Below are 24568 nucleotides of genomic sequence, written 5' to 3' on the forward strand. Positions count from 1 at the left end.
CCGACGGGCCTGCTGATCAACGGTGAGTGGCGTCCGGCCGCTTCCGGCAAGACCTTCGACGTCGAGGACCCGGCCACCGGAAAGGTCCTGCTCAGCATCGCCGACGCCGGTCCCGAAGACGGCGCCGCCGCCCTGGACGCGGCCGCGGCCGCGCAGGAGTCCTGGGCGAAGGTCCCGCCCCGGGAGCGCGGCGAGATCCTGCGCCGGGCCTTCGAGATGGTCACGGCCCGCGCGGAGGACTTCGCGCTGCTGATGACTTTGGAGATGGGCAAGCCGTTGGCCGAGGCCCGCGGCGAGGTCACCTATGGTGCGGAGTTCCTGCGCTGGTTCTCCGAGGAGGCCGTGCGCGCCTTCGGCCGGTACTCGGTGTCCCCGGACGGGAAGTCCCGGCTGCTGGTGACCAAGAAGCCGGTGGGCCCGTGCCTGTTGATCACGCCGTGGAACTTCCCGCTCGCGATGGCGACCCGCAAGATCGCCCCCGCGGTCGCGGCCGGCTGCACCATGGTGCTGAAGTCCGCGAACCTGACCCCGCTGACCTCCCAGCTGTTCGCGGCCGTGATGGTCGAGGCCGGGCTGCCCGCCGGTGTCCTGAACGTCATCCCGACCTCCACCGCCGGCGCCACGACCGGTCCGCTGATCAAGGATCAGCGGCTGCGGAAGCTGTCCTTCACCGGTTCCACCGAGGTCGGCCGCCGGCTGCTCGCGGACGCCTCCGAGACCGTGCTGCGGACCTCGATGGAGCTCGGCGGGAACGCCCCGTTCGTGGTGTTCGAGGACGCCGACGTCGATGCCGCCGTGGCCGGGGCGATGCTGGCGAAGCTGCGGAACATGGGCGAGGCCTGCACCGCGGCGAACCGGTTCATCGTGCACGAGTCCGTCGCCGGGGAGTTCGCGGAGAAGTTCGCCGCGAAGATGAAGGGCATGACGACCGCCCGCGGGACCGAGGCCGGGTCCAAGGTGGGCCCGCTGATCGATGCCAAGAGCCGGGACAAGGTCCACGAGCTCGTCACTGACGCCGTCGCCGCCGGCGCGGTCGCGGTGACCGGCGGCTCCGCGGTGGAGGGCCCGGGCTACTTCTACCAGCCCACCATCCTCACCGGCGTCACCGAGGGCACCCGGATCCTGTCCGAGGAAATCTTCGGACCCGTCGCCCCGATCATCACCTTCGGCACCGAGGACGAGGCCATCCGGCTCGCGAACAACACCGAATACGGGCTGGTGGCCTACGTCTTCACCCGGGACCTGAACCGCGGCATCCGGATGGGCGAACGCCTGGAGACCGGCATGCTGGGCCTGAACGCAGGCGTCGTCTCCAACGCCGCCGCCCCGTTCGGCGGCGTCAAGCAGTCCGGCCTGGGCCGCGAAGGCGGCCTCGAGGGCATCGAGGAATACCTCTACACCCAGTACATCGGCATCGCCGACCCCTACGCCGGCTAACCATCGCGCGACCCCAGCCAGCCGGCGCGGGGCAAAGCCTCCGACAGAGGCGATTCAACAATCGTTTGCTTTCGGCCAGTAGCCCTAAAGAGCGTGGGCTGGTGATGGGAAGACGAATGCTCTCGCAACCAGAGGGATGCGGAACGCCATACGATTGCCTTCGCCGTCATGTTGCCCGCGTAGGCTGAAGTCATGCGAAAAAACTTTGATCCCGGCGAACTGCCTTCACGGGATTTTTACCGGCTGTTGACGGCCGTTGTCGTTCCCCGTCCGATTGCGTGGGTGTCGAGCAGGTCGGCCGAGGGCGTGGACAATCTTGCTCCGCATTCGTTTTTTACTGTTGCATCAGTAAATCCTCCGATCGTCCAGTTCACGTCGGTAGGCGAGAAGGATTCGCTGCGGAATATCCGCACGCGGGGAGAGTTTGTGGTGAACCTGGCGCCTGCCGGGCTGATCGCCGAGGTCAATGCGACGGGCACGAACTTCCCCCCGGACGTGAGTGAGTTCGACGCGACCGGCTTGACGCGCGAAACAGGTCGCACCGTGGGGGTGCCCAGGGTTGCAGAGTCCCCTGTGGCCTTGGAGTGCCGGCTGCACACTACGCTGCCGATCGGTGACTGCGTTCTGGTCTTCGGGGAGGTCACCCATGCCGTGGTTGATTCAGACATTCTCGATGGCAGCCACCCGCGGATCGACCTGCTGGAACCGCTGGCACGGTTGGGGCTTGATGAATGGGGCACCACGGGGTCTGTCACGGAGCTGAAGCGAATCCGCAGGGCCGATTGGCCTGGCGGGTTCCGCCGGAAGAACCGCTCCGAGGGCTGAGCCGTTGCGGGGTTCCCGGATGGTCCCGGGCACCCCGCAACGGGGGCTTGTTGGTTAGCCGAGGCCGAGCTGGACGAAGATGAGCCAGACGAGGAGCGGCACGATACCGATCATCGCGATCGCCCAGAGAAGCAAAGCCCGGAAGAACATCCGCTCATCCTTCGGCTGGGCGCTGGCCATGAGAAGCGCTCCGCTGGTGGACATCGGACTGACATCCACGACGGAGGAACTGATGGCGATGGCTGTGATCACGCCGATGGGGGAGAGCATCGGGTCCATTGCGATGGGGGTGACAATCGGGCTGACCACGCCAAGAGTGCCGGTAGTGGATGCGAAGGCGGAGACAACCGCCACCACGTAGCTGGCGATCAGGGCGGCTAGGGAACTGTCACCCAAGCCCGCGATACCTGCCTCCAGTTCCTTCAGGGCTCCCATTTCTTCAAGCAAGCCCACGTAGGTGACGATGCCGGTGACCAGGATGATGGCGGACCAGGGCATGCTCTCCACGGCAGGCTTCTGCTCGCCGGGGTTCACGCAGATCAGCACCAAGGCGACGACGAGGGACGCCACTCCGACGTCGATGCCCAGAACTGTCGTCAATACCAGCAGCGCTGCCAGACCGATCAGGGTCAGGATCCGCATCGGTGTTGCCGCCACCTTGACAGGGCCCTTGTGCAAGGCGGGGTCCGTTGCCACCTGTGCCGGAGCTGCAACGGTGAGCACCGAGCTCCCCGACTCACCGGCCAGGCTCCCGGCTGACCCGGAATTTACGGAGCCAGAGTTGGAGTCGGCTCCGGCGGCGCCTGTCTCACTGCCGCTCCCACGTGTAATGCGGCGTTTCATGATCCACTGAATCAGGACGTAGGCGATGACTGCCAGGATTGCGTTGAAGACGAAGCAGTAGACATACAGCTTCAAGGAATCCGCGGATGCTCCTGCATCATCGAGCATGACATTGGCGAGCACGCCGAAGGGGTTGACCGGAGAGAACGCGCCGGCGTTTGCGCCCTGGACGATGACCAGGCCCATGGCCAGGGTGCTGATGCCGAACCGCAGACCGAGCGCCAGAGCCACTGGAGCGACGATCGCGATGGCGGCCGGCGTGAATGCCCCGGCCGACGCGAGAGCAGCAGTCAGGAGGAACATCAGGATGGGAACGAGCACCTTGCGGTCGCCGGCGAGACGTTCGGCCCAGTAGGCGAGCAGGTCAATGGTGCCGTTGATCCTCACGATGGCGAAGAGTAGTGTGGCGCCGACGAGGATGAAGAACAGGCCCGCCGGGAACTGGCCGATGACGTCCTTGATGGGCATGCCCACCAGAAGAGTACCGACGCCGAATGCGGCGACGAGGGCGATGAGTCCGGCGTTGATCCTGGTGAACGAACCGATGGCAAAGGCTGCTACAAGGATGAAGAACGCGATTAGGGATAGTGACATGGCGGCGTTCGCTTAGATGGTCGCGTCGGTCAGGACGCGTGTTCCTGAAAGAAGGCTGCCGGCACCGGTGATGGCCGGAGTGTGCCCGAGTGCTTTCAGGATTTCGTACGTCGTGGCCGTCGCCGCAGTGACGACGGGCAGTCCGAGTTCATCTTCAACGGCCTGGACCGCTGGAAGTGACGGCATCTGGACGCAGGCGGAAAGAATAATGGCCTCGGCGCCTTCGCGCTTGAGGTTACGCGCAATGCCAGGAAGGTTCTGTGGGTCAAGGCAACCGACGGCCAAGTTGTCGGCAACTTCGAGACTGGTTGCATCCAGGACGGTGATTCCGGCGCCCTCGATGTACTCGACCACCATCTGGGTCAGCGGTTTCATGTACGGGGTGATCATGGCAACCTTGCGGACGCCCATCTCCTGCAAGGTTCGTACCAGCGCTCCAGCACTGCTTGTGACAGGTGCCGGATGCCCGTTTCGGGCGGCAGCAGCGGCGATGACCTCTTCGGATCTGGCATGGGCTCCCGGCCCCTGCGCCATGACGGCGACGAGGCAGGCGTAGGCGATGACGTCCACGTCGGCGTCCGACACGGCTTCGGCGCAGCCGGCCGCTTTGCCCACCATCGCGAGAAGTTCTTCACGATTGACGTTTTTCATACCCGCCCTGGCGGAGTGGAAGGTGTACTTGTGCCCGGTGGCCTCGGACTGGCGGCGGAAGAGCTCGGGAAGCTCGGTTTCCATGGTGGTGTTGGAACTGGGAACGATCAGGCCGACGCGGGACGCGCCGGGGCGCTTGGGCTCGGCGGCAGTTTCACGGATGACTTCAGGGGTGCTCATGGCTACTCCACGACGTTGTGTTGACGGGTAATCCCATAATCTGGGTTGCGATCCCATGATGTGGGTCTCATTGGTGGAATGTCAAACAGAACACATCCGTTCACGGGAGGCGCCCGGGGAGTCCGCTTCTAGCTTGTCTAGGATGGGATCCGCGCAAGATCGGGAATAACAGCAGAAAGGACCCTCCGTGACATCCGAACAGGGCTCAGGCTCCTCACCACTACTGGTGCTCCACAAGGTCGCCGAGATACTTGACTGTTTCACTATCGCCGAACCGGAGCCGACTCTCCAGCAGATCATCCGGCGGACGGGACTGCCCTCCAGTACCTGCCAAAGGCTCGTTCAGAACATGGTCCGGGAAGGATTCCTGGACCGGGAGGGAGACCGGTACCGGATCGGAATCGGCATGGTCCGCTGGGCCGCACCCGGAACCCTGGGACTCGACCTCGTCAAGCTGGTAAAACCCGTGCTGCAGCAGCTCCGCGATGAAACAGGCGAAAGCGCATGTCTTTACGTCAGAGACGGAGCGTTCCGTACAGTGGTCGCAGTCGCAGAAACGCGCCATGTGGTGATGCGGCCCTTCATGGTCGGAATGGTGATGCCTCTCCACGCAGGAGCTCCGGGCAAGATCTTCCTGGCGCATGACCCGGATGCCTGGAGTCCGTTGTCCGAATCGGAGATGAGCCGCTACACCCCTGCAACTCCGGGCACCCTCGAGCTTCTCCGGCAGCAGGCGCAGGCAGCCAGGGAGCAGGGCTACTATGCGGCCTTCGGCGAACGCAACGAAGACGTCGGATCGGTCAGCGCACCCGTTTTTGACCACACCGGTCGGCTGGCCGGTGTTCTGGGCCTCGGGTTTCCCACCCAGCGCATAACGCCCGCTGACGTGCCGAGGCTCGGCCCCATCGTGGCACGGGCCGCCGCCGCAGCGAGTAAAGCGCTGGCCTATCAGGATGTGAAGGCATAAAGGACTAGAGAACATTGCCGCGGGCCACGGCCGTTTCCTGTCTCCCTCCGATACTAAGGAAGTCGGCCGTCTGAGAACGGCTCGTACCGCTGGACAGACCGAGGTTTCAGCGGCCATGCAGACGAGGGTTCGAAATCACAAGCGCCACGCAACGACCGCTGGCACGTACGACTCGCGCCGGGCAACACGTAGTCTGCGCGAACATCGCCGGATTCGCCCGACGTAGCCCTAGATGATGCCTGCTCAAGGACGGGTCCAGTCATGCGTCCAGTTCCGTGCGCTTCGGGTCCGAGACCTACTGGATCGTCTTGTAAGCCGGGGGTTGTGCGATAGCGAAGTGCGGCCACGACGGCTCCTGGAACTTCGGTACGCAGGTGCCCCGTGACCGTGCCTCGCGAGTTCCATTGACTGCGGTCCATCGCTGTTAGGAGACGCAAGATACGCACATGCAGACATTCCACTCTTCAGCATCAGCATGCGCTCCATCCATCCCCAACGGTAGCTGCCGCCGGTCACCTGCCGCTTTACCAGCCTCGTCTACCGGAAATCCACAGCTAAAGACCAAGCGGCTGCATCGTCGAGTTCGAGGGACGGGTGTGGTAGGCGATCCCGCGCGGGGACAGGACCTGCTCGATGCCGGAGATCATTCCGCCAATTAGGCCGGCCTCGTTTCCGAGCGTGCTGTGCACCAACGAGAGATTGCGTGTCGCCAGAGGTTGGCCCTGTTGGTAGACGACGCTACGGACCTGGGGCAAGAATCTATTCGGTGCATTGTGTGACGGCACCAGCCAGGACGATCCGGGCCGGATTGCTGAAGTTCACCAGACCTGCGACAACTGCAACGTCTGGGTCATCCGCGTCGGCTCTGTGGCGTGTTGTCAGGGCACCGTCCAGTTTGCGATCAGAATCTCGAAGTGGCGGGGGCCAGAGGCCCCGGACTCAGGAGACTTTCCCTGAGATCGAATCCAGGGCCTAGGACGCGCACTGACTCCAGGCTCGGTTGACGGGACTGCTGCACGAAGTGATCGGTCCGGGATCAAAGAATGCACGCTTTGGAACAAAGCCCACCTTCTTGGCACGACTAACAACCGTAGGATTTTTTGAAAGCGGTCACACAGCTTTCGACGGGGCAACTCCGGCCAGAGGGGCCGTTCGTGCCGCCAGAGCCAGGCCCCGATCCATAAAGACCTTTCCGTGCCGCACGAGTGGCTCCGTTCCGGGATACCGGCTGCGTGAGCGAACTGCCTTTGAGTGCTACCAGAACAGGAACGACCCATGATCACCGCCGCCACCGGGCCTACTTATCACGTCACAGCAGACGAGCCCCAGCTGATCGCCGAACGCCTCGATGCCGCTGAGAAATTGGCTCGGGAGCGGGCTCTCAGGGAAGGCAGTCACGGAATTCTCGTGACCCGCCATGGACCGACCTCGTTCACAGTAAATCTGAGCCCAGACGTTCCCTACGGAATCACTCAGGAACGCGATCTCGCCTAAGACCGGGACAATGCCGGCAAGAACGATGTCCGGCCAGCCTGATCATGCACATACCCTGCCGCGTCACGGCATGCCTTAGACGGACATCTGCCGATGCTGACCCCAGCTAGCTGACCAATACCCGAATTGAGCACGGAAGAAGACTCGTATGTCACCAGACACGATGCATCAGCACATTGCCCTCACGACTGAGGCGGCATAACGCGCTCTTGGAAACATCACTTTGTCGACGTCCGTCGTTCATGTCCCCAGAGCCGACTGACTTCCGCCAACCTCGAACACCACCGGGCGGTCGATGGTTGCTGGTCGTTCTGTCTCTCGAGTTGGTATCGGCGTCGTCAATACTCCTGCCTCTCCTGTTTGGTCTTGAGCCTTGGAGCGGGCGCGAGGTCCCCGCCAGATTGTCCATCCTCGCCTCGATCCTGCTCCTTCCCGTTCTCCTTCATGCGGCCTGGCGCCTCATCCGGCAGCAGCGCCGCGATCGGATCGAGGCGTCAACTACCGCCGGTCTCCTGGTCACGGTCCTGGGCGCAACCCGGGTATGGCTTTGGGCTGTAGGAGCAGACGGCCGGTTCACCTTCTCCAGCCTGGCAAGTCGGGAACTGCTCGGCTATGAGCCCTCCGACCTGGTGGGACGCCCGTGCAGTCTCATCATCGACCTTGCTGACCTCAAGACCGCACGGAAACCAGATGCACGTGCGGGCCGAGAAGGGCTCTTGCTTTCCGCCCGCCACCGTGATGGGCGGCGACTGAGCGTCGAGGTCGTCGGAAGGCCCCGGTCCGAGGGGGGCGGCGGGAGATCAGGGTTCGAGGGAATCGCGCACCCGCTGGCTGACCACGCGGCGCACAGCCCGGCGGACCAGGAAGTCAGGGCGCGCCTCGGTCGCCTGTTCGCCACCCGGACATTGATAACGGCGTTTCAGCCGATCCGTGTCTTGGGAACCGGCGAGATTGTCGGTGCCGAAGCGCTCACTCGGTTCGTCAGCTCTCCCTTCAGGTCTCCGGATCAATGGTTCGACGAGGCGGATTCAATCGGGCGGGGCCTCGAACTCGAATTCCTTGCCTTGGAAACTGCGTTGCTTGCTGCAGTGGAGCTGCCTTCCCATCTCTATATTGCTGTCAATCTCTCGCCGGCGGCCTGCCTAGATCCGAGGCTAAGTGACATCGTGAGGGATTCCGGTCTGAAACCCGTGCGGATCGTCGTGGAGCTGACTGAGCGCTCAGCCGTAGCTGACTATGCACGTCTCGCAGCAGCACTGGCCCCGCTTAGAAGCGTTGGGTTACGCATAGCTATCGACGACGTCGGCGCCGGGTTCTCGTCCATGCGCCACATCCTTAGGCTCGGCCCAGAACTGATCAAACTTGACCGGACAATCGTTGCGGGAATCGACAACAACCCCAACCAGAAAGCCCTGTGCGCGGCGATGGTCAGCTTCTCGTCACAAATCGGGGCAAGTCTGGTCGTCGAGGGAATCGAAACCCACGCAGAACTAACCGCAATTACCGAGCTGGGCGTCAACACCGGGCAAGGCTACCTCTTGGGACGACCATCTGTGCTTCCGTCGGACTGGTCCCTTTGGAGACAGCGGAACCGGTCGTCAACGAGTGGAAATGACGATAGTCATGATACCTAGGGCCGATGCCTCGGAGCCGGCCAGTCTCCCGACCAATGTTCATACCGGGGCGGATTGCGCGCTTTGCCCTGCCCGGAGAACCAACGCCACGACTATGCGGAAAGTATTCAGATGACATCAGCTCCCGAAACCGTCCTTTGGACGATGCTCACAGGTGTAGACGCCGCCCGGGACCACATCCGCAGTGCCGCGGTTGAATCAGGTTTCAGGGCTGCGTCCTTCGATGAGGACTGTATCAATATCGAGGTACCATTTTCCCTCCGCAAGCGACGCCGAGCCGCGAGGCTTACCGCCACCGTATGGCCATCCGCACGCGGGGCAGGCGTAGCCTGGACAGCAGATCCGGGGGCGCTGAACCACGAATATCTGGCCCACATCGAGGAAACGCTGCCCGAGGGTGTCATGTATTACCACGGTCTCAAGGACGCCGCGTTGAGGGCAGGGCTCTCCTTGGGCGGGCGGACCGAGTTACGTGCCGTCGTCCGTGCGCTGGCTCGAGACGAAACCGTCCGGGCTATCGGGAAGGGGCACCTGAACGAGACCGCAGGGTACATCGTCCTTACGACCAGGCGCCTCCTCGTGATCGAAGCGTCCGGCCTCGGATCGCGAACACTCCTCGATGCCCCGCACGGATCCATCGAAGCACTTTCGCTGGGTAAGAGAATCACCGGAGAGACCCTACGGGTTGCCCTGCCCCCAGGCCCGATCGTAATTTCACGACTCGGCCACGGCGAAGGCCACGGCATCGTCAAGAGTTACAGGGAAGAAAAGAAGGATCGGGCCCGCTTCGTACCCTCCTCTGTGGGGCACCGTTCGGCCCCGGACCCCGAAATCCATGACAGCGAAGTCACCTGCGATTAATCGCTGGCCCGGCGAACTGGAGGACCGGCGAAAGCGTGGCACGGACTACCTGCCGGGCGAGACTTTGTCCGACCGGTTCACAGCTCTGTCCGTTTTCTTAGTTCGGCGGATCGAATCCGCAGAAGATCCGGTTTCTCCTGCGCGTCCCTGAGCGAGAGACCCGTAAATTCCCTGATGGCACGTCGCATGGCTTGGAGGCTTGTGAACCCGCTGGCGCCCGCTATGTCGGTCAGAGAGCGTTTCCAGGCGGTTGCTTCGGCGAGGAGCTCGAGGGCTTCCAAGGTCCTCAGGGCGCGGATGTGTCCGCTGACCTGGAGCCCTTCATCTTCGAAGAGGTAGTAAAGGGCCCGGCGTGAAAGAAATGAGTAGGCCACGACCTCGTCAACAGTGAGGGCACGGTTTCTGAAGTTCTTGCGCACGAACTTCTTGATCGCTGCGATGCGGGCCAGTTTAAGGTCGGCGGGATCGGCCGTGGTTTCGAGCAACGAACTGACCAGGGCCGTCATCATCGACCGGACGACCGGTTGGAGACGCTGCATCTCCTGCGCTATGCCTCTCCGCTGCCATCCGGACAAGGCTGGAAGAATCAGCCCACACATAATCGGGTTTTCTCTGATGTCGGCCAACCCCTGCAGCCGTCTAACTGATCTGTCGTCCAGGCCGAGCAGCCCTCGGTCGAAATGCACCCGCACCGCGCTTAAGCCAGCTGGCGCATAGAAGTTGCCCGGCAAAGAAAGATCAAAGAACCTGACTGTACCGGGAGAGACGGCCTCGGAGCGCCCCGAGAAGCTGAACTTGTCACACGAAGTCCTGAAATACACGAGCCAGTCGCTGGGATGCGGATCCCCGTTCCAGTAGCAACTGGCGGGTTCATTCGTGACATCAACCAGGCTGAACCCGGGACCGTCGAGGCTCAGTGCGGTCGGATTGAAACCCGGTCGCACTAGCTTTTCGGTCTTTTCCAACCGCACAGGAGCATCAATCGCGCTGCCATACCAGCTCCGCCAATGTTCGAATTTTTCTTCGGGGCTCAACCCGGCCGGAATACTGTAGCGTCTGATCTGGTCCTGCGGTGACCCGGCCGGCCCGCCGGCAACGACGTTTTCGCGAGATATATTTTCCATGGGCTTGGGACCTTCCGGCTTAACCGAGATTCAATGTGCCCAGTCTGCAACAGCAAGAGTTTTCGTGTTGTACGGGTTGTCGATCGCCAATAGATTCTACCCTCGGCCGGTCAGCTGGGGCGTCCGCTGGCGGTCGGTGGAATGCATTGCGCCGGCCGACGGATCTGTTGTCCGCTGAGGCTAGGCGGAGCCGACAGCAAGTGGTCCACTGGTTCCACCGCGAGTCCGGCGTCCATGGCTCGAAGTGCAATCCCGGTAGCGGGAGACCCGGTTCTGGAACTGGCCAAGACCAGATTCTCTGTCACAGCGGGTGCGCCGCCGGCGTGCACTGCTTCCTTCAAGCCGGCCAGCAGCAAGTCAGTGGCACCCGGCCACCGGGTTCTGACAGTGATGACCTCAGGTCGAAGGAGGTGGATGCTCCCTAAGAGGGTCTCGCCTATGTCCCGACCTGCCTGTCGCAGGGCACTGACTGCAGCCGGATCGGTCCGCCAGGCAGCGTCGCTGATCGCGTCCGGTTCGTCTTTAGAGTCCGCTGACAGGCTCGCAATTATTGCCTCTTCTCCTGCGATGGCCTGCAGGCAATTCATGATGCCGCAGGTGCAGGCCAGCACCGACGTGCTCTTCGCCGAGGTGCCCTTCACGGGCGTGTGCCCGAAAGCCCCCTTGGACGTCCTGAGAACCCCCGGCGTCCCACCGTGAACGAGCACGGCACAGTCAATGGTCTTGACGCTCATGACCGCTACGCCGTTCGTCATGAGGCGATACTGATTGGCTGGCCGGCCACCCGTCGAGGGCGCCTCGTTAGTGGGACCAATGAGTCCCCGCGACGCTAAGGACCTAATCCTGTCCGTTGCGGCGGCGCGCGAAAGGCCTGTCAGGACTGAAAGCCGGGCCCGGGCCAACGGTGGTGAGCCACGAAAATGTTGGAAGACCTCTCCCGCCGAAACGCGAGGGGGAACGGTCATGGCCTCAGTCCTTACTGCTTGAAGGCGGCGTCGAAGGAGGTGTTCGATGGCGGGAAGTCGAACTTCTTCAGGGCGGCGAGGGCTTCGGGGGCGCCGTGGAGCCGGTCCATGCCGGCGTCCTCCCATTCGATGGAGATGGGGCCGTCGTAGCCGATCGCGGCCAGGGCGCGGAACGACGATTCCCACGGCACGTCCCCGCGGCCGGCGGAGACGAAGTCCCAGCCGCGGCGCGGGTCGCCCCAGGGCAGGTGCGAGCCCATCACGGTGTTCCGGCCGGTGGGCCGGAGCTTGGTGTCCTTGCAGTCCACGTGGTAGATCCGGTCCTTGAAATCCCAGATGAAGGAGACCGGGTCGATGCCCTGCCACATGAAGTGGGACGGGTCCCAGTTCAGCCCGAACGCCTCCCGGTGCCCGATCGCCTCGAGGGTCCGGACGGTGGTCCAGTAGTCGTACGCGATCTCGGAGGGGTGGACCTCGTGGGCGAAGCGGACCCCGCATTCGTCGAAGACGTCCAGGATGGGGTTCCAGCGGTCGGCGAAGTCCTGGTAGCCGGCCTCGATCACCTTCTCCGGGACGGGCGGGAACATCGCGACGTACTGCCAGATGGAGGAGCCGGTGAATCCGACCACGGTGTCCACGCCGAGGGCCTTGGCGAGCCGGGCGGTGTGTTTCATTTCCTCGGCGGCGCGGGTGCGGACGCCTTCGGGGTCGCCGTCGCCCCAGACCCTGGCCCCGACGATCGCCTCGTGCCGGAAGTCGATCGGGGCATCGCACACGGCCTGGCCCTTGAGGTGGTTGGAGATGGCCCAGACCTTGAGGTTGTACTTCTCCAGCACGGCGAGTTTGGATTCGACGTAGCCGGGCTCGTCCCAGCGCCAGGCGTCGAGGTGGTCGCCGGAGACGGCGATTTCCAGGCCGTCGTAGCCCCAGCCGGAGGCCAGGCGGGCGACTTCCTCGAAGGGCAGATCGGCCCACTGGCCGGTGAACAGTGTGTACGGGCGGGGCATGTCAGGCTCCTGTAGTGGCGGGGACGGCTGCGGTTGTGAGCTGGATGAGGGCGGATTTGGCGTTGGCGGATTCCTCGATCGCGGCCAGTACCCCCTGCACGGCCAGGCCCTCTTCGAACGACGGCGACGGCGGGGTGCCGCCGTCGATTGCGGCGAGGAAGTCCCGGATCTCGTGTGTGAAGGTGTGTTCCCAGCCGAGCACGTGGCCCTGGGGCCACCATGCACTTATGTAAGGATGCTCGGGCTCGTTCACCAGAATCCGCCGGAATCCCTGTTCTCGGACCGGGAGGGTAGCGTCCAGGAACTGGAGCTCGTTGAGGTTTTCCAGGTCGAATACGATGGCGCCCTTGTCCCCGTAAATCTCCAGCTTCAGGCTGTTCTTCTGCCCGGTGGCCATCCGCGAGGCTTCCACTGAGGCGGTTGCTCCTGAAGCGAGGCCCAGCGTTGCCCAAGCGGTGTCGTCCACCGTGACGTCTTCCAGTCCGTTGGCACCGGGCCGCTGGTTCACAAACGTCTGCAGGCGGCCCGAGGCTTCCGTGACCTGGTCGCCGAGCAGGAAGAGGACCTGATCGATGGCGTGGGATGCGATGTCACCCAATGCCCCGGAACCGGCCGTCTCCTTCTTCAGCCGCCAAGTCATGGGGGAGGATTCGTCGGCGAGCCAGTCCTGCAGGTAGGCGGCGCGGACATGCCGGACCGTCCCCACTCTGCCTTCACTGATGAGTTCCTTCGCGAGGGCCAGGGCCGGGACACGGCGGTAGTTGAAGCCCACCATCGACTGCACGCCCTTTGCCCTGGCGGCCCGGGCGGCAGCGGTCATGGCTTCGGCCTCGGCCAGGGTATTGGCCAGCGGCTTCTCCAGCAGCACGTGCTTGCCGGCCTCAAGAGCCGCGACGGCGATTTCGGCATGCATCCAGCCCGGAGCGCAGATGTCCACCACATGGATATCGTCGCGGTCCAGCACCGTGCGCCAGTCCGTGGCCGTTTCCTTCCAGCCGTACTTCGCGGCGGCCTCCGAAACGGCGTCGACGTCCCGGCCAACGAGGACCTTTTGCTCGAACGCCGGGACGTCAAAGTAGCTGGCCACGTTCCGCCAGGCATTGGAGTGTGCTTTGCCCATAAAGGCGTAGCCAATCATCGCTACGCCCAGGGTTCTGGGAGGGTTGTTTGGGGGGGACATCGTTTTGTCCATTCTCTTGCGAGTTCGCGAGGGCAGTGTGTGCAACGCTGACAGGATCTGACTGAGGCTATCGACGGGTTTCTTGACCGCTTGAGCTGACTATGCCCCCGCCGATGATCCCTGCGGCCATTGCTGTCATCGCTCGGACCTTTCTCTCAGCATGCTTTTGACAAAAGCCAAACCGTCTTCCGAGAGGCTTTCCATCGATGGGGCCACGGGACGCCACAGGGAGACGGCTCGGGCGATCTCCTTCACTGTGGGCAGGAATGACTCGACCACAATCTGACCTGAGTAATTGATGTCCTTCAGCGAATCGAAAAAGCTGTCCCACGGGACGTGGCCCGATCCAGGGGTACCCCTGTCATTCTCTGACACCTGCACGTGGAAGATCCGCGATCCGGCCTTCCGGACCGCATCGGCGATGTCTTTTTCTTCGATGTTCATGTGGAACGTGTCGACAAGAAGTCCGACGTTTTGCCTGCCGATGTCATCGCACAGGTTCAGCCCCTGCTCGATGGTGTTGACCATGTCTGTTTCGAAGCGGTTGAGCGGCTCGATGGCGAGACGCACGCCGCGGTCGCCGGCGTAGTCGGCTACGGCGCGGAGGCTTTCCACGGCGTTTTGCCACCGGGCCTGGCGCTCACCGGGCTCCAAGAGCTCCGCCCGGCCCGTCGCCGAGAACATGGGCCCAGCAACATGGGGGGAACCGACTACTGCTGCTACGTCAACGCAGCCGCGGAGGTAGGCCATGCCGTTGTCACGTCGGCGGGGATCGGGATCCGACACGTCGCGGTCCGGGCCAAACGCGCCGCAGATTCCGACGTCAGTCCCTGTCCTCTGGGATTCGTGGACGAGCCATTCTGACGTGATCCTCTGCGGATCTTCGATACACACTTCAATGACGTCGTAGCCGAGCTCCGCCACGCGGTCGAAGGCCCACGCGTCCTCGAAGGAGAAGGGTGAGGCGAGGATGAAGGTGCTGAGCCCAATGGGATTGGCCGGCATTTACAGACCTCCCAACCGACGTTCAACCGCCCGCGTGTGCTGGATTGCCGCTGCTGTGTATTCGTCTTTGAACTCCGGCGCTCCGGCACCGCTCAGCACTCCCCAGACATCTCCCGCTGCGGGCAGCAGCTCATAGGAGATCCAGCCCTTGTAGTCGGCGTCGACGATGGCCTGGATGATGGGCTCGAAGTCCAAGTGCCCGTATCCTGGAGCGGCCCGGTTGCTGTCGGCGAGGTGCACGTGCGCCAAGCGATTTCCGGCTTTGCGGATGGACTCCGCGATGTCCCGTTCTTCAATGGACATGTGGAAGGTGTCGACCATGTAACCGATATGGGGGCTGCCAACTTCGTCCAAGAACTGCAGAGCCTGTTCGGTCCGGTTGATGAGGTACGTCTCGTAGCGGTTCCACGGCTCGAGGGCCAGGCGAACGCCGTTCTCCCCGGCGTATGCCGCGAGTTCGCCCGCGGCGTCAACGGCCCAAGCCCATTCTTGTTTGATGTCTGCTTCCGGCACGATCTTCATGCACGCTGTGGGGGTGAACGTTACGACTTCCGCACCCAGCCTTGCTGCGTAATCGATGTTTCCCTTGACGTATTTGATGGCGTTCGCGCGGACCTCCGGGGACGAACTGACGATGTCACGTTCCGGCGTGTAGATGCTGACGATTGACGAGGCAGCTACCTGGTGCTGGTTGAGGGCAGAACGGAGAGCGGCTTCGTCCTGTTGTTCTGGTTCTCCGACCAGTTCGACGCCGCTATAGCCAGCGTTGGCGATGCGCTCAATGCCGGTCTCGATGGCTTCGCCGCCGTAGACAAGGGTGTTGTACGTGTAGCGGAACATGATTGAACTGCCTTTCGGGGCTGGATTTAGAGTGGGCACGTTACTTGACCGCACCGAGGGAGAGGCCGCGGACGAGGTATTTCTGGGCAGCCAGGGCTGCCAGCCATACGGGCACCGCAACTACGGTGCCCGCCGCCATGATCAACGTCCACTCCGTCCCCACCGGGGTCACATACTGGGTCAGGGCCACTGTGACGGTTTGGCTGCCGGCGTTGGACAGGACGCTTGCGAAGAGGAACTCGTTCCACGAGAAGACGAAGCACAGCAGTGCGGTCGAGGCGACGCCGGGCATGGCCAGCGGAAGGACCATCCGGAAGAAGATCCCGATGCTACCCAAGCCGTCGATAGCCCCTGCTTCCTCGATTTCCTTGGGAACGTCTTCGTAGAAGCCCCGCAACAGCCAGACAGCCAGCGGCAGATTCATGAAGACGTGAAGAATAATGATGGACAGCAGCGAACCGTTCAGGCCGATCGTCCGCATTAGTAGGAAGAGCGGGATGATAGTCACAATGGGAGGCACGATACGCAGTGACAAAATTGTTCCCGCGATGTGGTCCCGTCCCCTGAACTCGTATCGGGCCAGCGGGTACGCGATGCCGGAGGCGAGCAAGATCGCCACGATGGAGGAGATCACTGATACCTGCAGGCTGTTGATCAACGCGTAGGTGAGCCTGGTACCACCAAGCACTTCGGCAAAGTTCTCAAGGGTGGGCGTGAAAAACCACTGGATTTCTCCGGAGAATGCTTGGTTTCCGGTCTTGAAGGCCGTAGTGACCATCCACAGGACCGGGGCGATGAAGAGAAACGTGCAGATGACGGCCACCACAGCACGCACTCCCACGTTCCAGTTGATGCTGCGACCTTTCGCTACGGACATGACTAAACCCTTCAAGAGCGTGCGACCATTCGCCGGATGAGCGAATTGACCGCTAGTAGGACGAGGAGGAGCAGCAGCCACGAGAACGCGGCAGCATACGAGATGTTAAAAGCGCGGAACCCAACGTTATAGATCTGCCAGGACATGGTGGAAGTTGCATCGACCGGTCCGCCACGGGTCGTCATGTAGACGATGTCGTAGACACGGAATGAATCAATGAGCCGTAGGAGCACGCCGACAAGGATCGGGTAGCGCAGGAGCGGAAGGAACTGATGCCAGATGATGCGGGGCCACGAAGCGCCGTCGATCTTGGATGCCTCGATGACCTCCTCCGGGATGCCCTGCATGGCGGCGAGAAGGATGAGGAACAGGAAGGGGGACCACTGCCAAACATCGATTGCTATCAGCGTTGGGAGCGCCAGGTCGACGTTCCCAAGGAATTCTGTGGTTGGAAGACCGATGCTGCGCATAAGTTGATTGACGATCCCGTACGTGGGTTCAAGGCTGAAGCGGGCAAGCAGGCCCACGACCACCGGCGCGCAGAGCATGGGCATCATGATCAGGGCCCGGAGCAACTTATCCCCCGGAAAGCCGCGGAAGAAGAGGAGAGCCAGCCCGAAGGTGAGAACGAGCTCTATGAGAACCGAGAAGAAAACAAACACCAGGGTTACGCGAACCGAGTTCCAGAACAGCCCGTCGGTCAGCAGGCCGACAAAGTTGTCCAAGCCGACGAAGCGAGCGGCTTCACCGCTCGACAGGTTCCACCGCATGAAGGAGACGACGAGAGAGTAAAGCGTGGGGTAAATGGAGATCGCGGCCAAAAAGAGCAGGCCGGGAGACATTGCGAGGTAGCGTCCGAGCTTTTTGGGCCGGCGCCCCTTGGGGGCCCCGGAAGGCCGAATGGCCTTCCGGGCCCGAGATTCTGTGAGTGTGGTGGTCATCACTGCGACAGGTTCTTGTCTACGGCTTCATCAGCGCGTGAGAGACCCTCTTGCACCCCGCGCTGCCCCAGCGAAATGGCGCTGAGTTCGGTGCTCAGGGTCGTTTCCCAGGTTTCTTCGCCGGGGAAGAACGGCCTGGGCTGTGCCGTCTTCATGGCCTCCAAAGTTACGGGCAAACGCCGGAAGCGCGCTGCTCCGTTGCCCTCGAGCTTCTGCTCAGTCAGGGTCGGAGCGGAGTAGCTGGAGGCGCGCACGGGATCGCCGCCGCCATTGGCTGCCTGCAGGACGTCGTTCTTCTTCGACTCGAGCCACACCGCGAACTTCGTGGCCTCCTCAGTGTTCTTGGAGTACTTGGACACGGAGATCACCCATTCGGCAAGATGAGCCGAACTGAGCCCGGTCGGGCCCGCGGGAATCGTCGTCATCTGCCAGTCCCCGACGGTCTTGGACGCGGATGGATTGTCGGTGGCGAACTGGCCCCAGGACCACTGGATGGCTGTAGCGATCGAACCCTGCTGGGCCGCTGTGGTAACGCTGTCGTACGTGAAGTCGTTGGCTCCCGCGGGCATGTACTTCATCATCTCGGACCACCGCTCGGTAGCCCCGATGCACTCAGACGTCGTCAACGTCGATTTCGTGAAATCGTCGTTGAACGGCTTGCAACCGTACGAATAGGCGAAGCTCAGCCACGTGTGCACGTTCCCAAAGCCTTTGGCGGCCTGGGCGGCCCAGCCCGAAAGCTTCTGGCCCTTGAACGTCTTGCCGTTGAAGAACTTTACCTGGGTCAGCCATTCGTCCATCGTCTTCGGCACAGTGAGCGCGGTACCGGTCGCCGCTTGGTACTGGTCTTTCATGGTCTGGTCGTTATAAAGCGCGCCGTTGTACCAGAGCGTCGCCGGGTGGACCGTCTGTGGGATTCCCAAAAGCTTGTTGTCCCAAGTGGCGACCTTGAGGCTCAGCGGCAGAAAGTCCTCTTTGTCTGGGAGGGCATTGTCCAGGGGGACCAGGTGGCCGCCCTTGCCGAATTCAGGGATCCAGTTGTAGTCAACGTTGAAGATGTCGTAACTGGAGTCCTGTCCTGCGAACAGGGTGGCCATTTTTTCGTGGATCGCATCACGGCCCACGAGTTCGACATTCACCTTCACCCCGGTTTCCTTCTCATACTCGGGGGCGAGTTTCTCCTGGACCACCTTGCCCCAGTCGGCAGGGAGGAAAATGGCATTCAGCGTCTTCTGGCCGGAGTCGGCCTGGGGTGCGCCGGCTGCGCAGCCGCTCAACGCTACCGCCGCAGCAGTAATCACGCCAAGAGCCCCGATCCGCAGCTTTGCGGTTCGCTTCTGGCTATCTTTCATGTTGTTCTCTTTCTTCGTCGAAATAGGACGGGTTGATGTGACGCGTTAGGAGGAAGAAGCGCTCGAGGGCATCTGGATGTGGACCTTGACAATCGACTTGTCCGTCTCCAGGCCCCGGATGGCTTCAATGGCTTCGCTGAGCGGTCGGACGGAGTCGACGATCAAGGCCGGGTCGAATCGTCCTGAAGCCAGCAGCTCGATAGCCCGGGGCCAGGTGTCGTAGGTGCCCGCGTAAGAGCCAACGATGGTGAGCTCTTTGGAATAGATATCGAAGGGCCGCAGGGACATGGATGCCGATTGAGGCGCCGCACCGTAGGCAAGCACCCGGCCACCGCGACGTACGAGGGAAATCGCCGCTTCGTAGGTGGGGATGGAGCCGACAGCTTCGACGACCACGTCGGGTCCTACGCCATCCGTCATATTGGCGATCTTGTCGGCGAAGCCGCTGTCGAAAGGGCTGACAACGTTGTCGGCGCCGAGTCGTTCGGCGATCGCTCGACGGTCCGGATCCGGTTCTGAGACGATCACATTGCTCGCCCCGCCGAGTTTGGCCAAGGCAATGTGAGCGAGCCCCATTGGGCCGCCACCGATGATGAGCACGCGCTCGCCGGACTTGATTCCGATCCGGTCCTGGCCATGAATTGCGCAGGCAAGGGGTTCAACGTATGCAGCCGTGTCCAGGCTCAGGGATGCCGGCAAAACGTAGACGTTTGATACAGGTACGACGACGTATTCCGCGAGTCCGCCCGAGGAATGGACTCCGAGTTGCGAGACCGCCGGGCAGAAGAGTTTTTGGCCCCGTCGGCAGAAAAAACATTGGCCACAAGCGATGTTGATGTCGACGACCACGTTGTCATGCACTGCCAGAGAACCGGTGTTAAAGCCGAGGGCTGCAATGGTTCCAGAAAATTCATGTCCCAGGGTCAGCGGCAGGTTGGGCGCGGGGAATGTGCCTTTGGCGATGTGCAGGTCGGTGCCGCAGATTCCGCTACGCCAAACCTTGACCAAAACTTCACCCGAGCGAGGCTCGGGTATAGGGACTTCGTCAAGTCGGAGGTCTCCTGGCGCGTGAAGTCGCACTGCAGTCATTGTCTCTCTCATAGGAATTGCTTTCTCGTTTCGCCGTGTTGCTTGCCAATGGGGGAGGGTATCTGCTGCTGGCTCTCGGATGGCCTCACGAGAGGCCGTCGGTAACGTCGGTCATGTCGTCCTCGACGCCGTCTGGATGGTCACTTCTAAGACGGCCGAGCGGTTGCGCGGGCGGCACTGGCGTGGCTGACTGACGCGCTGCCGGTATTTCCGATTTGGCTGCCGCACGGCTCTGCTACGAACCTGAGCCACGAAGTCGACATCGACGGACCGACCCGTGATGGAAGGGGCTACCTTGACTCCGTTGATTTCCATGCCGAAACAGTGACACGCACCAGGCGGCTTTAGTTGCCAGTCAGCAAAAGTCTGCACCTTTTGACGCTGTTGGCGATGGAATGCGCACGGAAGTTGCACTTTTTGATGCTGTGGGCAGCGTCGAGTGGACGGGAACGAGTGGGCGCCTTGACACTGAGTGGAGATAGGTCCCCTCGGGGTCCTGCGAGCGTGATATGTCAAAACCTCACGCTCCCCATTCACCTCTTTTGAGCCCCCGAAACGGAGAGACATGAACAACGGCGGCGCCGGCGAACTTTTGCGTATCCTGCGGGACGGACGCCCGCGAACCAGGGCGGACCTGGCCGGGATAACGGGCTTGGGGCGGGCTGCCATCAGTTCTCGCCTCGAGGCGCTCCTGGAACTCGGACTAGTTGCACCGGTGTCGGATGCGCCTTCCACTGGAGGCCGCCCCTCGGCGCGACTAGCCTTCAACCCCGGTGCAAGGCTGGCCGCTGCCGCCGACGTCGGCGCCACACACGCGACCGTGGCGCTCACGGACCTGTCGGGAAGGATTCTCCTGGAAACCACTGAACGGCTTGAGATTTCCTGCGGACCGGAAGCTGTTCTGGACTGGCTAGCGATGACGCTGCAGGGTCATTTGAAAACGATGAAGCGTCCGGCAACGGACATCATCGCTGTCGGCATCGGGCTGCCCGGTCCCGTTGAACACTCCACCGGAAAGCCGACCAGCCCCCCGATCATGCCGGGATGGGACGGATTCGATGTCCCCGCTTACGTTCAGCGGACCTTTGACGTTCCCGTCCTCGTCGACAACGATGTCAACATTATGGCCCTCGGCGAGCGGGCGACGCGCTGGCCCACTGAGGACAACATGATCTTCCTTAAAGTGGCCACCGGCATCGGCTCGGGCGTTATTAGTGGAGGAATATTGCAGCGAGGCGCGGCAGGAGTCGCAGGAGACGTCGGTCACATTGCCGTTTCCAAGGCGGCAGGAATCCAATGCCGCTGCGGCAAGACTGCCTGCCTGGAGGCGATCGCAGGCGCTCCGGCCGTCGCCGCCCAGCTCCGCGAAAACGGACTCGAAGCAACGACCGCAAACGACGTCGTCTCACTCGTCCGTTCCGGCGATTTGGCTGCAATTCAAGCCGTCCGGCAGGCTGGCCGCGACATCGGAGAAATGCTCAACATGTGTGTGTGCCTCATCAACCCTTCCCTGATTGTCGTCGGTGGATCGCTTGCACAATCCGGAGAACATCTGATCGCCGGAATCCGTGAAACCGTCTATGCACGTTCAACACCGTTGGCGACCCAGCATCTGAATATCACCCAATCCGAAACCGGCCCGGAAGCTGGAGTCGTTGGGGCCAGCATCTTGGCTGTCGAACATGCCCTCGCCCCTGAACGAGTCAATGATCTCGCAGCCACGCTGGATCCCGGCGGACATCAAAATACCGATCGGCAGAATGTGGAACACGTCGCCCAAGCATCACTCCGTGACTCCGTGGCCATTTAATTGCACCGCGCATTTCCTTGGCCACGTCTCCAAACGAAGATGTGGAGTGCCCGGGTGCCGTGGCGAACAGCTCCTCGTGTGGAGCGGAGCATACCGCCCGAGCCGGTGCCCTACCAACGGCATGCTCGCCCCAGCCAGGGCGGCGACAAAACCGGTCGTGTTGGGGCGCCGGGACTAAAACCATCAACGCCCCGATTAAAGATGTACCCAGGTAAAATGGGCCTTACAGTTGAGGTTTTTCTCGCGGGCCTGGTGTGCCCCGCAACCGCTGCCTCAAGACGTCGTGGCCATTCCAGGGGAGCGCCATGAAGGTTCGCGTTTGTGAATAAGGAGGATGGCATGCCTCAATCTGCTTCCGAGAACAGCGGTCACCTGCGACGATATGCAGTGCCGGAGGGGCTTACTGCCGAACAAAGGTTTGAACATTGGCGAACGTGGTACGGCAGCGCTGTCGAAACTCCGATGCGGTTGGAAAAGTCGGCACATGCATCTCCCGTGCCTTTCACTCCTTCGGCCATTAGTCTTGCCGGCCCAGGTTTCAGCCTCATAGAGATCTACAACGCTCCCGCATTGGGCTCGTGGGCGCCGAATCCCGACACTAGGGATCTTCGGCTGGCCTACTTTAGGAAAGCACCGGCCCTAACCCTCGCTCTCAACGGCGTGCCTGAGCCAGTATTACCGGGCTCAGTCAGGTTCATTGATACCTCGCTGGGCGGCAGTTTCGATGCGCCCGAGGGCTTTCACGCCTTGCAGATTAACATCGACCGCAGCAGCCTGGATGTGAGCGACGCCGCGTTAGGTTCCCTACTTCGCCTGCCTGACCTCGCGAAGCATCCAATTGTGGGCACTTTCGTGATTCCTGCGCTGTTGAGTTGGAAGCGGCCGGGCATCGACCGGGAGGCGTCGGGAACCGGCGACATCTTCCGATCCGTGATGGCGACCCTGGTGGGCTCCCTGCTTGAAACGCCGGTCGACGATGAGGCGCAGAAACCGGCCCTAAGTCGGGCGGTAAAGAAATACCTTGATGCCAGCTATGACAACCCCAATCTGGACGTGGCAATGGTCGCCGAAAGGTTCAATCTCTCCCGTCGCTCTCTGTTCTATTTTTTCGAGAATGAAGAGCTCCATTTGGGTGAGCGTATACGCGCCTTGAGAACGCGCAGAGCGCTGGAGCTCCTCCTTCAGGCCGACGCCCAAAGGGTATCCTACTCAGAAATTGCGGCATCGTGCGGATTCACCAACGTGCAAAGCATGCGCCGCGCGGTGAAAGAGTTTACCGGGATGAATGTGAGGGAGATCCACCGATCCGAGCCCGTAGTTCGTGTTGCGCTGCAACAGTTGAGGGAGTCGCTGATCACCTAGCGCCTGACCGAGTTGGCGGGGGGAGCTAAAGAACTCCCTCGCCATCGTCTGAAACGGATCATTTGCTCCGGCTGGACCAAGCCTTCACTCAGCCACGTCTTGCGCAGTGATCGTTGACCGCCTCACGTAGGGCGCAACGTCATCTAGACCGGCACCGACCGACTCCTACCGCCTCGCCCACACCCGCAACCGACTCGGGGAGGGATCGGGAGACCGGGCCGGCAGCGAAACGCCCCGGCGCCGCGGTTAAGGCGACGGTGGGAGAAACGAAACAAGGATAGGGTGGGCCGCCTCCGGCAACGCCGCATTATTCGCCTTCGTCGACCGACTGGCGACGATGACGTTCTCGTTGGCCGTACGCCGCCCGAAGAATGTCGTCCTTTGACTCGAATCCCGAGCCCAACGCACCACCGATGAGCGCCGCCGATGTCGTCATCCAGGCGACTTCCACAAAGTCCCAAACGTTCACCGGGTGTTGCAGGGTCTGCGCCAATAAGACATCGTCGATAGTGAACGCCGCGGCCAGCAGCACGGCCACGAACAGCAGGACGTAGCTGATCACGACGCCGATCATCAACGACCACACTGTAGACGTGTTATACAAGGAAGCCTTGTATCGTTCGAGGCGATCGTCGCGCCGGGGGCTTTCCCACAGATCGTGTTGGGTGATGATCCAGAACACCATCGAACTGATCGAAAGGACCATCAGCAACGTCAGTCTCGGCGCCCCCAGCAGGTCTGCGAGTTGCCAGATTGTGTTCGTGACAAGCGCGAAGGCGCCTGTGGCGATCGCGGCGGCCATTGCGCTTTTCAATCCGAAGACCAGCCGCCACGGACGGTTCGCACGCAACATGCCCGCCAGCAACCGTCCGCGACCGAGGCGGGTTGCTGAGACGTAGCGGAACCCAATCGGCCCGTCGACAAGAACAGCAGTCTCGATGTGCCGCGATTGGTGCAGCGAGGGCGGACCGAATTCCCCGGCGTCATCCTCGGGATCGAAGTGTCGGTGCATCGCCCAGCCGAGGTCGGCGACGGCAGTGCGGACCCGGCGATCGATGTTGACGGCACCGAGCGCGGGCAAGGAAACCAGGGAGATCGGCTCCCCAAGCGCAACTTCCGCGACCACAGTCCGGCCCTCGAAACGAATCGGAAGATCGGTCAGGCAGACCATGACATCCCATGCGCGGCGGATCCGGTGCTTCGCCATGGAGTCCAGCATCGGCGCCAACCCATTGCCAGCCGTAAAATCCTGGTACTCGATCACCACGGACCAGTCGTGGCTTTCATCGGCAAGGTTGAGCAGATGGCCCACTTCGCGGCCGTTGCGCTCGGCAAACTCGGCGGTGACCTCCGGTTCGGCGAGCACGCCCAGGGTACGGGCACTGATGCGGTTTACCTCGCCCGAACTGTCCGGCACGCCCGGCCTCCTAAGGTTCAGTGTCTATGACCAGCGAACTGGATGTCACCGTTGACGTGGACACAGGTTCCCGATGCCTGACTCCGTCGGGTGTGCTCCGGGCCGCCGCGGTT

22 protein-coding genes are annotated in these 24568 nt (G+C 62.2%); 8 read left to right on the forward strand and 14 right to left on the reverse strand.

From position 1 onward, the window contains the following. On the forward strand, positions 1-1437 hold a 1437-nt coding region (locus BLQ10_RS21105), incomplete at its 5' end, for an NAD-dependent succinate-semialdehyde dehydrogenase (RefSeq protein WP_139164304.1). Between the two features lie 192 nt (positions 1438-1629). Next, on the forward strand, positions 1630-2262 hold the full coding sequence (locus BLQ10_RS21110; protein WP_091564952.1) for a flavin reductase family protein: 633 nt from the start codon (positions 1630-1632) through the stop codon (positions 2260-2262). Between the two features lie 54 nt (positions 2263-2316). Here BLQ10_RS21110 and BLQ10_RS21115 read toward each other — a convergent pair whose 3' ends face one another. Both BLQ10_RS21115 and BLQ10_RS21120 read right to left on the reverse strand, forming a co-directional pair. After that, entirely contained in the window at positions 2317-3699 is a 1383-nt protein-coding gene (locus tag BLQ10_RS21115) for an SLC13 family permease (RefSeq protein WP_091564953.1), read from the reverse strand. A gap of 12 nt (positions 3700-3711) precedes the next feature. Next, complete coding sequence (locus BLQ10_RS21120; protein WP_091564954.1) at positions 3712-4530, reverse strand: maleate cis-trans isomerase family protein; 819 nt, start codon at positions 4528-4530, stop codon at positions 3712-3714. 187 nt (positions 4531-4717) lie between these two features. Here BLQ10_RS21120 and BLQ10_RS21125 point away from each other — a divergent pair, with 187 nt between their 5' ends. Beyond that, a complete protein-coding gene (locus tag BLQ10_RS21125; RefSeq protein ID WP_091564955.1) occupies positions 4718-5497 on the forward strand; it encodes an IclR family transcriptional regulator in 780 nt (259 codons plus the stop codon). 554 nt (positions 5498-6051) lie between these two features. Here the strand turns inward: BLQ10_RS21125 and BLQ10_RS23000 are convergent. Continuing rightward, positions 6052-6186: a hypothetical protein gene (locus BLQ10_RS23000; protein ID WP_302847342.1), complete on the reverse strand. Its 135-nt coding sequence runs from the start codon at positions 6184-6186 to the stop codon at positions 6052-6054. A 586-nt stretch (positions 6187-6772) separates the two neighbouring features. Here BLQ10_RS23000 and BLQ10_RS21135 point away from each other — a divergent pair. The 3 genes from BLQ10_RS21135 to BLQ10_RS21145 all read left to right on the forward strand — a co-directional run bounded on the left by BLQ10_RS21135 (position 6773) and on the right by BLQ10_RS21145 (position 9486). Beyond that, on the forward strand, positions 6773-6991 hold the full coding sequence (locus BLQ10_RS21135; protein WP_091564957.1) for a hypothetical protein: 219 nt from the start codon (positions 6773-6775) through the stop codon (positions 6989-6991). Positions 6992-7392: 401 nt separating this feature from the next. Next, complete coding sequence (locus tag BLQ10_RS21140) at positions 7393-8625, forward strand: sensor domain-containing phosphodiesterase (protein WP_175558719.1); 1233 nt, start codon at positions 7393-7395, stop codon at positions 8623-8625. Between the two features lie 111 nt (positions 8626-8736). Next, the gene (locus tag BLQ10_RS21145) at positions 8737-9486 is read left to right on the forward strand and encodes a PH domain-containing protein (protein ID WP_091564959.1); all 750 of its coding nucleotides are present in this window, start codon (positions 8737-8739) and stop codon (positions 9484-9486) included. 77 nt (positions 9487-9563) lie between these two features. Here the strand turns inward: BLQ10_RS21145 and BLQ10_RS21150 are convergent, their stop codons facing one another. The 10 genes from BLQ10_RS21150 to BLQ10_RS21195 all read right to left on the reverse strand — a co-directional run bounded on the left by BLQ10_RS21150 (position 9564) and on the right by BLQ10_RS21195 (position 19785). Beyond that, a complete protein-coding gene (locus BLQ10_RS21150) occupies positions 9564-10610 on the reverse strand; it encodes a helix-turn-helix domain-containing protein (RefSeq protein ID WP_091564960.1) in 1047 nt (348 codons plus the stop codon). A gap of 110 nt (positions 10611-10720) precedes the next feature. After that, positions 10721-11701 (reverse strand): ROK family protein, encoded by a 981-nt coding sequence (locus BLQ10_RS23170; protein ID WP_091564961.1) that lies wholly within the window; start codon positions 11699-11701, stop codon positions 10721-10723. Next, entirely contained in the window at positions 11587-12582 is a 996-nt protein-coding gene (locus tag BLQ10_RS21160; RefSeq protein ID WP_091564962.1) for a sugar phosphate isomerase/epimerase family protein, read from the reverse strand. Before BLQ10_RS21160 ends, BLQ10_RS23170 begins: the two co-directional genes overlap by 115 nt. 1 nt (position 12583) lies before the next feature. After that, positions 12584-13762, reverse strand: coding sequence for a Gfo/Idh/MocA family protein (locus BLQ10_RS21165; RefSeq protein ID WP_091564963.1), 1179 nt, complete (start codon positions 13760-13762; stop codon positions 12584-12586). Between the two features lie 135 nt (positions 13763-13897). Then, positions 13898-14767: a sugar phosphate isomerase/epimerase family protein gene (locus BLQ10_RS21170; RefSeq protein WP_091564964.1), complete on the reverse strand. Its 870-nt coding sequence runs from the start codon at positions 14765-14767 to the stop codon at positions 13898-13900. Further along, positions 14768-15607: a sugar phosphate isomerase/epimerase family protein gene (locus BLQ10_RS21175; RefSeq protein WP_091564965.1), complete on the reverse strand. Its 840-nt coding sequence runs from the start codon at positions 15605-15607 to the stop codon at positions 14768-14770. 40 nt (positions 15608-15647) lie between these two features. Continuing rightward, positions 15648-16484, reverse strand: coding sequence for a carbohydrate ABC transporter permease (locus BLQ10_RS21180; RefSeq protein WP_091564966.1), 837 nt, complete (start codon positions 16482-16484; stop codon positions 15648-15650). An 11-nt stretch (positions 16485-16495) separates the two neighbouring features. Further along, positions 16496-17425 (reverse strand): carbohydrate ABC transporter permease, encoded by a 930-nt coding sequence (locus BLQ10_RS21185; protein ID WP_091564967.1) that lies wholly within the window; start codon positions 17423-17425, stop codon positions 16496-16498. Continuing rightward, a complete protein-coding gene (locus BLQ10_RS21190) occupies positions 17425-18777 on the reverse strand; it encodes an ABC transporter substrate-binding protein (protein WP_091564968.1) in 1353 nt (450 codons plus the stop codon). Before BLQ10_RS21190 ends, BLQ10_RS21185 begins: the two co-directional genes overlap by 1 nt. 45 nt (positions 18778-18822) lie before the next feature. Beyond that, entirely contained in the window at positions 18823-19785 is a 963-nt protein-coding gene (locus tag BLQ10_RS21195) for a zinc-binding dehydrogenase (protein WP_175558721.1), read from the reverse strand. Between the two features lie 646 nt (positions 19786-20431). On the opposite strand from BLQ10_RS21195, the gene BLQ10_RS21200 reads away from it, so the two are divergent. Beyond that, the gene (locus BLQ10_RS21200; RefSeq protein WP_091564970.1) at positions 20432-21676 is read left to right on the forward strand and encodes an ROK family transcriptional regulator; all 1245 of its coding nucleotides are present in this window, start codon (positions 20432-20434) and stop codon (positions 21674-21676) included. A 339-nt stretch (positions 21677-22015) separates the two neighbouring features. Next, positions 22016-23038, forward strand: coding sequence for a helix-turn-helix domain-containing protein (locus BLQ10_RS21205; RefSeq protein ID WP_091564971.1), 1023 nt, complete (start codon positions 22016-22018; stop codon positions 23036-23038). 307 nt (positions 23039-23345) lie between these two features. Here the strand turns inward: BLQ10_RS21205 and BLQ10_RS21210 are convergent, their stop codons facing one another. Beyond that, positions 23346-24455 (reverse strand): hypothetical protein, encoded by a 1110-nt coding sequence (locus tag BLQ10_RS21210; RefSeq protein WP_091564972.1) that lies wholly within the window; start codon positions 24453-24455, stop codon positions 23346-23348. Between the last annotated feature and the right edge of the window lie 113 nt (positions 24456-24568).

Source organism: Arthrobacter sp. ok362, from assembly GCF_900102785.1.
In the GTDB taxonomy this organism is placed as follows: domain Bacteria; phylum Actinomycetota; class Actinomycetes; order Actinomycetales; family Micrococcaceae; genus Arthrobacter.